The organism is Cohnella faecalis (assembly GCF_003570905.1).
GTDB classification, from domain to species: domain Bacteria; phylum Bacillota; class Bacilli; order Paenibacillales; family Paenibacillaceae; genus Cohnella; species Cohnella faecalis.
This window is the reverse complement of sequence record NZ_QXJM01000061.1, coordinates 1-11,737: the sequence shown is the minus strand read 5'-3', so window position 1 is coordinate 11,737 and position 11,737 is coordinate 1. Positions and strand designations below refer to the sequence as shown.

Annotated in this window: 10 protein-coding genes; 3 read left to right on the top strand and 7 right to left on the bottom strand. The window is 59.6% G+C overall.

Features of this window, described 5'->3' with window-relative positions:
* The 7 genes from D3H35_RS33265 to D3H35_RS29430 form a co-directional block, all read right to left on the bottom strand.
* Positions 1-222: hypothetical protein (locus tag D3H35_RS33265; protein WP_147355987.1), on the bottom strand; the 222-nt coding region annotated here is incomplete at its 3' end.
* On the bottom strand, positions 188-700 hold the full coding sequence (locus tag D3H35_RS29450; RefSeq protein WP_119152627.1) for a hypothetical protein: 513 nt from the start codon (positions 698-700) through the stop codon (positions 188-190). The genes D3H35_RS29450 and D3H35_RS33265, both read right to left, overlap by 35 nt.
* 175 nt (positions 701-875) lie before the next feature.
* Entirely contained in the window at positions 876-1,112 is a 237-nt protein-coding gene (locus tag D3H35_RS29445) for a hypothetical protein (RefSeq protein ID WP_119152626.1), read from the bottom strand.
* Between the two features lie 4 nt (positions 1,113-1,116).
* Positions 1,117-1,599 carry a TolB-like translocation protein gene (locus tag D3H35_RS29440; RefSeq protein ID WP_119152625.1) on the bottom strand — a complete coding sequence of 161 codons (483 nt, stop codon included), beginning with the start codon at positions 1,597-1,599 and terminating at the stop codon, positions 1,117-1,119.
* 87 nt (positions 1,600-1,686) lie between these two features.
* The gene (locus tag D3H35_RS31085; RefSeq protein ID WP_158594361.1) at positions 1,687-1,836 is read right to left on the bottom strand and encodes a PD40 domain-containing protein; all 150 of its coding nucleotides are present in this window, start codon (positions 1,834-1,836) and stop codon (positions 1,687-1,689) included.
* 436 nt (positions 1,837-2,272) lie between these two features.
* Positions 2,273-2,764: a hypothetical protein gene (locus D3H35_RS29435; protein WP_119152624.1), complete on the bottom strand. Its 492-nt coding sequence runs from the start codon at positions 2,762-2,764 to the stop codon at positions 2,273-2,275.
* A gap of 38 nt (positions 2,765-2,802) precedes the next feature.
* On the bottom strand, positions 2,803-3,138 hold the full coding sequence (locus tag D3H35_RS29430) for a hypothetical protein (RefSeq protein WP_119152623.1): 336 nt from the start codon (positions 3,136-3,138) through the stop codon (positions 2,803-2,805).
* 1,268 nt (positions 3,139-4,406) lie between these two features.
* On the opposite strand from D3H35_RS29430, the gene D3H35_RS29420 reads away from it, so the two are divergent.
* The 3 genes from D3H35_RS29420 (at position 4,407) to D3H35_RS31080 (ending at position 11,438) form a co-directional block, all read left to right on the top strand.
* The gene (locus D3H35_RS29420; protein ID WP_119152621.1) at positions 4,407-6,083 is read left to right on the top strand and encodes a PD40 domain-containing protein; all 1,677 of its coding nucleotides are present in this window, start codon (positions 4,407-4,409) and stop codon (positions 6,081-6,083) included.
* The gene (locus D3H35_RS29415; RefSeq protein ID WP_147355986.1) at positions 6,080-10,546 is read left to right on the top strand and encodes a fibronectin type III domain-containing protein; all 4,467 of its coding nucleotides are present in this window, start codon (positions 6,080-6,082) and stop codon (positions 10,544-10,546) included. Before D3H35_RS29420 ends, D3H35_RS29415 begins: the two co-directional genes overlap by 4 nt.
* A 505-nt stretch (positions 10,547-11,051) precedes the next feature.
* The gene (locus tag D3H35_RS31080; protein WP_158594360.1) at positions 11,052-11,438 is read left to right on the top strand and encodes a hypothetical protein; all 387 of its coding nucleotides are present in this window, start codon (positions 11,052-11,054) and stop codon (positions 11,436-11,438) included.
* Positions 11,439-11,737 lie beyond the last annotated feature (299 nt).

Sequence of the window (11,737 nt, the reverse complement as noted above, 5' to 3'; positions counted from 1 at the left end):
GGTAACGCTTCGCATTCCCTTTAGCGTCGCGCCTCGATACGCATGAACAGATTTGCTATAAATAGTCAGCAAGCTGTCGTTCGGTAGATCCAGCGCGCCCGTCAGCTCGACGTCGACCGTTCCGCCGACAAGGATAGGCTCGCAAAGCTTCGGCCTCTGCCGTCTGTCCATCCTCTTCGATATACCCTTAAGCGACAGCAGCTTGGCCGCAGCCTCGGGCACAGCGAGCTCGCCTTTGTATATACCCGGTCTCCGCAGCTTCGACAAGAGCCGACTGCAGCGTCCGGTTAACGCCGTTGACATCCAGAAGGGCGAGTCGGCCCTGGCCGCCAGCCCCCCGCCAGCCAGCCGTCAGCTTCACCTTGTCGCCCTGACCGGCATCTGCCGGAAATAGAACGCATCGTGTAGTTGAAGAAGAGATGGCAAAGCCGCCGATATCGACCGTCTTCTCGACGAATACGGAAATGGCTGCCCGTTGCCGTCCACTCCTCGAATGACATATGAATACGTTTGCCCGGCGCTGCGGACAGATCGTGTAGCTGCGCGCCGCAGCGTCCGCAACAGTCGCGAGCGTCTGCCAGTCCCCCGTCCCCAGCTTTCGCAAAATACGCAACGCCGAGACCGTGCCCGATCCGGCTGGCGGATCGCCCCAGACGAGCTTCACCTGCGAGCCCTGAACAGTCAACGTCAGATCGGCCAAACCTTCGCCCGCTTGCGTATGAACAGGGGCGCCGGGTCCGTCCGTCGTCCAGACGCCGCTTGCGGATGCCGCCTGTACGGTGAACGTGTAGGCGGTGTCCGACGCAAGTCCGGTTACGACAGCCTCCGTTGCGCCCGCCGGAACATCGATGACGGCAGGTCCGCCGAAAAATTTGTTAGCCTCCAGCGGCGCGTTCGGCCGGAGTCCATGTCAGCTTGACGCTGGTTTTGCCGATATCGGAGGCGGTCAGCGAGCTGCCCGCCGGCCAGCTTGCGGAAGGCCGGTCACGGCGATCCGCTGACATACAGCCCCATTTGGACCGCTCGCTGCCGCTGACCATATTCATCATCGACGATCTGAAGGCGAAGCGCGTGCCGTCGCGGCTGAGCATGCCGTCCGACGAATAAACCATTATTTTATCGACGGATCGTAGGGCAAGCTGACCATCGCCGTCTTTTGCTCCAACGATCCCGCACGAACAGGTTCGTCACATTGTCCGTATCGCCCGGCACGATTTTTCCCTGAGAGGAAAATAGAACATACCGGCCGTCGCCGCTTATGCTGTGCGAGGTTATATAGTCCAGCGTCATCGGACTGCTGGCAGGCACGGTCATGAGCGGCTCGGGCACCGTTCCGGCCGTGCGGCGCTGTCGAAAACGTAGGACATATAGGAATTGTTTTGCCAAAGTAATATTAAAGACGGCATAACGTCCGGAGCTGTCAACCTTCACTGTTCCGGAGTATTTGCGATTTTCGATGAGGCCCGATAACCAGACGAGCTTCGTCGCATTCGGATCGTGCCAATCGTACCAATAGACGTCGAAGTCGGAACTCCCCGTGTCCTCGGGCACGAACGACTTGTGGCTGTTGAATGCGATCGTCTTTCCGTCGGCGCTCAAGTCGATGGAGTCGCTGCTCGCTCCGGCGATCTGCCGTCCGGCAACAGCAAAGGCTTCAGCTCTCTGGACTCCGTGCGAGGATTATATTTAATAGTCGTTGCCCGCCGGCGGCTCATTCACCAAATTGACGGCATTCGTGCTGAAAATGATAGTGCTGCCGTCGGCGCTAATAACAGGCCCCGAGCTGTCTCCGTTCGCTTGGCCGTTGTTTGCCAGAGGAGTGCTTATCTTCGTCAAGGAAGTATCGTCTTCTCGTCGTAGACGCCGTTGCCGTTCACGTCCCGATTATAGAGGAAAACGTCCCACTTCCCGTTCGTATCCGCCGTCTCCGTCAGATTCGAAGCGCGGGACCCGAATACGATCCATCTCCCGTCATCGCTGATCGATCCGCCGTTTGAATTGCTATTGGCAGATTTGCCCCCCGGAGTCCGGCTGATTAGCTGCGTTGCGCCAAGCTCGGCATCGAATAGGTACAGATCCGTCGTGGAGTGTACGAATCGCCGGGATTGACGCTGTCGTCGCCTGGAACAATCCCTTGAGCTTCCGTCAGAAACAACGTATACCGCCCGTCGCCGCTAATGTCCGCGATACGGGAGTATCGCTTCCGGCCGGCCTGCCGTCCGAAGCGCGAACGTCCAAACGCACGATCGCCGGGCCGGCGGGCAGCTTGATCCTAAACCACCTCGCTGACGCTGCGGTTGCCGTCGCCGTCCACGATCGCAACGGCGAACTCATAAAATTGGCCGTTTTCCAAATTCGGGACCAGTGCGCTTGCGACGCTTTTCGGGTACAGAACGGATTCGCGCGTCGGCCCGAATTGAGCCGCTCCGAACGTCTTCCGCCAAAACACCTTCGCTCCGACGACATCCGGATCGGACGGGTAGACCCACGAAACTTGGGCGCCTCCGAGAACACCCGCGGCATTCGCCGTCGTCCGCCCCGGTGCCGTCGTCTCGCGCGCCGCCAATGTCGTTGCGGTCGCTTCTGCCGACCATCCCGACCAAGCGTATCCGGAGCTGCCCGCAGCGATTCGATAACGGTGCTCCGTCCCCGGCTTCAGTCCTTCCGCCGCGAACGATGCGCCTGTCACGATGCCTACGACCCGATCGTCCTGCATCACCTTGTAGTACGCGGCTCCGTCGACTTCGGGCCAGCTTAACGACACATAGGCGGGCACCAGATGCTGCCGTCACGACGGCCTCCTCAGGCCAAATCGGCGCAGACGCGCCTGACGGCAACGCTGCGGCATAAATATCGATGAAAGAATCCGGATCGGACGAAGACCCCATATTCGTCGCTTTCGTCTCGAAACACAATCGTACCTGCATCGGCGCTCAGCGTCGCCCTGTCTGCCGGTTGATCGGCGTTCGCGCCGCCGCTGTCTTGCTGATCCAGCGCGTCTCGCCCGCCTTTCGGTCGCGGATATAAACGTCGGTCCGCCCGGCATCGCCGGATCGAAAGCGCCGTCCGTGTGGAAGGAGACGTAGCTCCCGTCCGCGCTGATCGACGGATCGTATACGTCGACGCCCGGCTGGACACCGCCGCTGTCCACGCTCGCCAGCTCCGTCGTACGGTTCAGACGATTGTAAACATAGAGATCCTGAGAGCTCTTCGTATCCGCCGCAACAATGTTGCTCGCCTTGGATAAGTAAGCGACATATTGCCCGTCCGCGCTAATGCCGGATAGTAGCTGTTGTTGTTGCCGCCTTTGCCGTCCGGTCCTCGGCTGACCTTCTCATCTCGTCTTTCGCCGCATCGTACAAGTACACGTCGCGGTACTTGGCGAGTTGTTCGGCACAATGTCGTCCGTAACATCCGGGACAAGGAGTCGAAAGCGACGAAACGGCCGTCCGCGCTAATCGACAGTCTGGACCGGAAATTCTCGTAAATGTATTTTGCCTGACGATCAGCTTCGCAGCGTCCGGCTTGCCGTCAGCGTATTCGGCCTGCGCGTCCAAAAGCCATATATCGCACGTGCCTTGGCTGCTGGTCTTGCCCGCATAAGCGACGTATCGCCCGTCTGCACTGATCTGGTACGAGCTGCCCGCTCGCGCGAACTCAGACCCCGGGACATACTCGGCAGCCGCTGAACGGCGCCAAGCTTGTCGTCATAGAGGAACAAGTCCTCGTTCCGCGTTTGTATCTCCGCTTGTCAAATTCGTCGCCTTCGACGTAACAGGACCATAGAGCCGTCAAGGCTGACGAACGGCGCGTAGCTGTCGCCGTCCGCCTGAACGCCTCCGCCGCGAGCTAATCCGTTTGGTCGTTCCGCTCGTGCGGTCCGGCGAACCAATGCAAGCAAGATATCGCCGGCCCTGAGACCGCACGCAGCGGAACGACCAAACGGATTAGCCTCGCGGCCGGAGGCGTTCAGGCGGACGGCGACAGCTACGCGCCGTTCGTCAGCCTTGACGGCTCTATGGTCCTGTTCACGTCGAAGGCGACGAATTTGACAAGCGGAGATACAAACCGGAACGAGGACTTGTTCCTCTATGACGACAAGCTTGGCGCCGTTCAGCGGCTTGCCGAGTATGTCCCGGGGTCTGAGTTCGCCGGAGCGGGCAGCTCGTACCAGATCAGTGCAGACGGGCGATACGTCGCTATGCGGCAAGACCAGCAGCCAAGCACGTGCGATATATGGCTTTTGGACCGCAGGCCGAATACGCTGACCGGCAAGCCGGACGCTGCGAAGCTGATCGTCAGGCAAAAATACATTTACGAGAATTTCCGTCCAGACTGTCGATTAGCGCGGACGGCCGTTTCGTCGCTTTCGACTCCTTGTCCCCGATGTTACGCCGGACGACATTGTGCCGAACAACTCGCCCAAGTACCGCGACGTGTACTTGTACGATGCGGCGAAAGACGAGATGACGAAGGTCAGCCGAGGACCGGACGGCAAAGGCGGCAACAACAACAGCTACTATCCGGCCATTAGCGCGGACGGGCAATATGTCGCTTACTTATCCAAGGCGAGCAACATTGTTGCGGCGGATACGAAGAGCTCTCAGGATCTCTATGTTTACAATCGTCTGAACCGTACGACGGAGCTGGCGAGCGTGGACAGCGGCGGTGTCCAGCCGGGCGTCGACGTATACGATCCGTCGATCAGCGCGGACGGGAGCTACGTCTCCTTCCACACGGACGGCGCTTTCGATCCGGCCGATGCCGGGCGGACCGACGTTTATATCGCGACCGAAAGCGGGCGAGACGCGCTGGATCAGCAAGACAGCCGGCGGCGCGAACGCCGATCAACCGGCAGACAGGGCGACGCTGAGCGCCGATGCAGGTACGATTGTGTTCGAGACGAAAGCGACGAATATGGGTCTTCGTCCGATCCGGATTCTTTCATCGATATTTATGCCGCAGCGTTGCCGTCAGGCGCGTCTGCGCCGATTGGCCTGAGGAGCCGTCGTGACGGCAGCATCTGGTGCCGCCTATGTGTCGTTAAGCTGGCCCGAAGTCGACGGAGCCGCGTACTACAAGGTGATGCAGGACGATCGGGTCGTAGGCATCGTGACAGGCGCATCGTTCGCGGCGGAAGGACTGAAGCCGGGACGGAGCACCGTTATCGAATCGCTGCGGGCAGCTCCGGATACGCTTGGTCGGATGGTCGCAGAAGCGACCGCAACGACATTGGCGGCGCCCGAGACGACGCACCGGGGCGGACGACGGCGAATGCCGCGGGTGTTCTCGGAGGCGCCCAAGTTTCGTGGGTCTACCCGTCCGATCCGGATGTCGTCGGAGCGAAGGTGTTTTGGCGGAAGACGTTCGGAGCGGCTCAATTCGGGCCGACGCGCGAATCCGTTCTGTACCCGAAAAGCGTCGCAAGCGCACTGGTCCCGAATTTGGAAAACGGCCAATTTTATGAGTTCGCCGTTGCGATCGTGGACGGCGACGGCAACCGCAGCGTCAGCGAGTGGGTTAGGATCAAGCTGCCCGCCGGCCCGGCGATCGTGCGTTTGGACGTTCGCGCTTCGGACGGCAGGCCGGCCGGAAGCGATACTCCCCGTATCGCGGACATTAGCGGCGACGGGCGGTATACGTTGTTTCTGACGGAAGCTCAAGGGATTGTTCCAGGCGACGACAGCGTCAATCCCGGCGATTCGTACACTCCCACGACGGATCTGTACCTATTCGATGCCGAGCTTGGCGCAACGCAGCTAATCAGCCGGACTCCGGGGGGCAAATCTGCCAATAGCAATTCAAACGGCGGATCGATCAGCGATGACGGGAGATGGATCGTATTCGGGTCCCGCGCTTCGAATCTGACGGAGACGGCGGATACGAACGGGAAGTGGGACGTTTTCCTCTATAATCGGGACGTGAACGGCAACGGCGTCTACGACGAGGAAGACGATACTTCCTTGACGAAGATAAGCACTCCTCTGGCAAACAACGGCCAAGCGAACGGAGACAGCTCGGGCCTGTTATTAGCGCCGACGGCAGCACTATCATTTTCAGCACGAATGCCGTCAATTTGGTGAATGAGCCGCCGGCGGGCAACGACTATTACAATATAATCCTCGGCACGGAGTCCAGAGAGCTGAAGCCTTTGCTGTTGCCGGACGGCAGATCGCCCGGAGCGAGCAGCGACTCCATCGACTTGAGCGCCGACGGAAAGACGATCGCATTCAACAGCCACAAGTCGTTCGTGCCCGAGGACACGGGGAGTTCCGACTTCGACGTCTATTGGTACGATTGGCACGATCCGAATGCGACGAAGCTCGTCTGGTTATCGGGCCTCATCGAAAATCGCAAATACTCCGGAACAGTGAAGGTTGACAGCTCCGGACGTTATGCCGTCTTTAATATTACTTTGCAAAACAATTCCTATATGTCCTACGTTTTCGACAGCGCCGCACCGGCCGGAACGGTGCCCGAGCCGCTCATGACCGTGCCTGCCAGCAGTCCGATGACGCTGGACTATATAACCTCGCACAGCATAAGCGGCGACGGCCGGTATGTTCTATTTTCCTCTCAAGGGAAAAACATCGTGCCGGGCGATACGGACAATGTGACGAACCTGTTCGTGCGGGATCGGTTGGAGCAAAAGACGGCGATGGTCAGCTTGCCCTACGATCCGTCGATAAAAATAATGGTTTATTCGTCGGACGGCATGCTCAGCCGCGACGGCACGCGCTTCGCCTTCAGATCGTCGATGATGAATATGGTCAGCGGCAGCGAGCGGTCCAAAATGGGGCTGTATGTCCAGCGGATCGCCGTGACCGAGCCTTCCGCAAGCTGGCCGGCGGGCAGCTCGCTGACCGCCTCCGATATCGGCAAAACCAGCGTCAAGCTGACATGGACTCCGGCCGAACGCGCCGCTGGAGGCTACAAAATTTTCGGCGGACCTGCCGTCATCGATGTTCCGGCGGGCGCAACGGAGGCTGTCGTAACCGGACTTGCGTCGGACACCGCCTACACGTTCACCGTACAGGCGGCATCCGCAAGCGGCGTCTGGACGACGGACGGACCCGGCGCCCCTGTTCATACGCAAGCGGGCGAAGGTTTGGCCGATCTGACGTTGACTGTTCAGGGCTCGCAGGTGAAGCTCGTCTGGGGCGATCCGCCAGCCGGATCGGGCACGGTCTCGGCGTTGCGTATTTTGCGAAAGCTGGGGACGGGGGACTGGCAGACGCTCGCGACTGTTGCGGACGCTGCGGCGCGCAGCTACACCGATCTGTCCGCAGCGCCGGGCAAAACGTATTCATATGTCATTCGAGGAGTGGACGGCAACGGGCAGCCATTTCCGTATTCCGTCGAGAAGACGGTCGATATCGGCGGCTTTGCCATCTCTTCCTTCAACTACACGATGCCGTTCTATTTCCGGCAGCATGCCGGTCAGGGCGACAAGGTGAAGCTGACGCTGCTGGCTTCCGCCGGGGCTGCGGCCAAGGCCGAACTCGCCTATCTGGATGTCAACGGCGTTAACCGGACGCTGCAGTCGGCTCTTGTCGAAGCTGCGGAGACCGGGGTATACAAAGGCGAGCTCGCTGTGCCCGAGGCTGCGGCCAAGCTGCTGTCGCTTAAGGGGTATATCGAAGAGGATGGACAGACGGCAGAGGCCGAAGCTTTGCGCGAGCCTATCCTTGTCGGCGGAACGGTCGACGTCGAGCTGACGGGCGCGCTGGATCTACCGAACGACAGCTTGCTGACTATTTATAGCAAATCTGTTCATGCGTATCAGAGCGCGACGCTAAAGGGAATGCGAAGCGTTACCCTGAAAGGGTTGCCCGCAGCGGACGATTATACGCTGACGCTTAGCGGAGCGGGCGGCATCGATCTGTTCGATGATGTGCCGGTTCCCCCGGTGCGGATCGTCGCAGGCGGCCATCAGCTCGTCAGCGCCGAGCCGCTGCTTCCGGCACGCGTAAACGTGGCGATCTATAATCCGTCGGGAACCGCGCCCGATGTGCATGTCATCGTCACCGATGAGGAAGGGCATCCGCTCGCATCGGGGATCACTGCCTTGAACGGCAATCTCAGTTTTCCGGCGTTCAAAAAGATGGTAGGCAAAAAGGCGATTATCCGTGCTGCGCCGAAGGATCCGAAATTTGCTTCGCTGGAGCAGACCGTAACGCTGGCCAGCGGGCTGAACCGGTTGGACCTTAGGCTGACGCTAAAGACGGACGCTACGCTGACCGGGACGGTTACGGATAAAGACGGCAAGCCGGTGAAGGACGCGACGGTTCAGGTTTGGTACCAAGGGAATTATTATAAGGCGCAGTCGGATACGACCGGTCGATACACGTTGGGCGTTCCGGCAGGGAACGTATACGCGCAAGCGATAGTAGCCGGCGCATTCGCTTCGTCGGCTATAACGGTCGCGACGGTCAGCGGCCAGACAAAGACGGTCGACATCCGCTATACCCGGCAAATACCTTCCATTTTCGAGGTTAAGCTTTATACCGAGACGGAAAACGGAAGCTGGATCGGACCGTACGAGCTGGATTGGCGCGAGATGGTGCACTTTCATATTACAAGCTCGGCCAGTTTGCTGGGCAGTTCGAATCCGCTGCTCGTTGACGCGGCGGCCGGACAATCGGTTAAAATTTGCGCGAACGGCATAGAAGGCGGTTACGGAAAAGCATGCACGGAAGTGACAATCGGAGACAAGCTCAAGTATGAAGCGGTGCTCCGGCTTTCGTATTTGAATACGAAAGCGGTCGGTCAATTGGCGGAGACGCCGGCAAGCGTATATTTGTATCGGCTGGACAATGGCGCGAACAAAACGTACGTAGAGAGCCGGACGGCTTATACCGGCAGCCTGGTGCTCAAGTTGCCGGGGGCGGGAACGTATGAATTGAAGGTGAACGCGCCGGGCGGTAAAACGCTGACTCGTACATTTATCGCGCAAGAAGGCGAAACGGTCAATTTGGGCGGGCTGTCCGCCGGCGAGTCGGGCGCGTTTGCCGGCCGGCCGGGCAACAGCGTGCTGCTTGGCACGAGCAACCCGGCTCCCGGCACCATGCTTCGGGTAAGCGCATCCTATTCGAACTATCTCTCAACATCTCTGAGCGGCGGGGTTTTGGTTCTCGATGTTCCGGCCGATGCCGAGCTTGTGCCGGGCAGCGTAGTCTGGAACGGCCAGCCGGTTACGCCGGCGCTTGCGGACGGCCGTTATATCGTTTCGCTGGGGACAATCGGAAGCAGAGCAATCGGCTCACTGCAATATTTGGTTCGCGTGGCGGATGAACCGATCTCGGAGTCGCTTGATATATCCCCGCGCATCCGGTATCAATCGAGCGGCAAGCCGGTTGAGGAAGAGATCGGATTCGCGCGGGCGGCCGTTGCACGGTTGACGATGACGGCGCCGCGGCGAACGGCATACCGCAGGTTCCACGTGACGGGCACCGCGCCCGCGGGCAGCAAGGCAGCGGTATATGCCGGCGATCGGGTCGTCGGAACGGCAGAGACGGCTCCGAACGGCCGCTGGTCGACGTCCGTCGAGATCGATGGCGAAGGCCATACGGCTGTATGGCAGCTTCGCGCCGAGGCGAGTCTCGGGGAGCAGCGCTGGAGCAGCGCATGGTCCTCCGTCCAATATGACGAGAATACGGCAGAGCCGATCGAGTTCACGTTGAGGCAGCCGGATGGACGGACGATACGGCTGGATCCGAGAGAAGGCGAAATCCGGTTTCCGTATGTGTTCGCTCCCGGCTTGCCTTTTATCGCGACGTTGAAGTTTAACCGTCCGGAGCTGGCCCGCGATGTCGCCTTTTATATCGGAGAGACTCGCGTCCCGGCCAGTCTCAAGGACGGCGTCTTTCAAGCGGTGATTAACGCGGTGTCGCCGGGAGCGATCGGCATCGACTACAGTACCCGGGAATCCGGGGAGAGCATCGGAGGGACGCCGCCGCCAGCGGCGGAAATAAGGGAGCAGTTGCCTCCCGCATTCAGGGATGCGCGCCAGGAGGATCTCTACATCTCCCCTAGGGAAGGAGGGGATCGCAAGCAGTCGATGGCTTACACCGGATTGTTGACTGGCGCGAAGAGCGATGCCAGAGTCCGTGTCAGCGCTGCGCTTGAACGGACGACGTATGCCCCGAACGCCAACGATTTGGCATTGGAGAAGGAGACGGGCGTGCCGCTGTACGGATTCCGAATGAATCAATCGTTCTCGGACGGTGTGCTTCGTATCGAGCTGACGGGATATTTGCCGGCCGATCAGTTCTCTGCGGGATTGGATGCGCAGAAGGCGCTGGCGCTAATGTCAGCAGGAGCGCAGACGCATTCGTATGCGGAGCTGCTGTCCGGCGTGTCCGGAGCCGCGAAAAAGCCTGCGCCGGTCAAGGCGTTGAACGCAGCGATCGGCGTCGTAGCCGCCCGTGTCGGTTTGGCCTTCGAGTCCGCCGCCGGACAGAATACGTGGAAAGCGATCGACGCCGCCTACAGCATCTATGACGGCAGGGAAGCGGCGATACGCTCACGGATTTGGAATACCTGATGGACAAAGTGTCGAGATATTGCGATCCTTATCTGGTTCCGGCTTACCTTGATCATATTAACTTTTTGAAAAACCATCTTATTGCTGTTGAATTAACGAAGGCCGGCATTATGGTGGCCGGGGCTGTCGCCGGTCCGGCCACATTCGCGCAATAGGCACCATTGCGCTGTTCCATTGCCAGCAATGCGATCGGCAAAGTGCTGACGCTCAGCTTGCGGGATGGATAACCAAATTGAACGACGATATTAATCAAACGTGCAAAGTGCGAAGAAGCCGAACAAAAAATAGCCGATCCCGAATGGATTTACGATCCTAGCGGCTACGTGTACGAGGTGACGGAGACGATCGGATCGAAGGTGTCAAGGCGACTGCGCTGCTGTGGAATGCGGCGGCAAGCCAGTGGGAAGTCTGGGATTCGGACTGGTACGGGCAGGAGAACCCGCTCATACGGATGCGGATGGCAGATATGCCTGGGACGTGCCGGAGGGCAAGTGGAAGGTGCTCTATGAGAAAGAGGGCTATTCTCCCTGCCGAGAGCGAAGAGCTGACGGTGCTGCCGCCGCACTTCGACGTCAATATTCCTATGGTTTACGATACTGCCGGCGAAGCCGGTCAAAGTCGAGACTGCGCCGCGGCGGAAGCCTATATCGACATTCTGTTCGACCGGCCGATCAGGGCGATAGGTATCGGGCACGCTGTTTGCGGTCGTCGACCCCGAGACGAATACCGACGCAGCCGGCGTATGGACGCTCGTCGATCCAGTGAGCGCGGGCGGCGGGGATGCCTCGAAGCGTGTCCGGTTCACCCCGTCGGCCCGCACTGGCGAACGGCCATACGGATACGTTATCGTGGATGGCGCCGTGCAGAGCTATGCGGGCGTTCCGATGGGTGAGGTCTATAGACCGAGGTGAAAATAACGGAATCGGATACGATACCTCCCGCGCCTGCTGTCGAGATGACGACGGAGGCGGACAACAACGAGGCGTTGATCTCATGGAAGCTCCAGGGCGACCCTGGGATCTCGCTAAAGTTTCGTCGGTATACAAGGCGCAAGGGGCTGCGGGGAAGGAACGGCGATAGAGGTTCCTGCGGATCGGAAGTTTGTCCTGCTGGAAGGTTGAGCGGCAGTACGACCTACGAGATTGAAGTTCGCTACGTATGACGCGGCTGGCAACTACAGCTCTGCGAAGG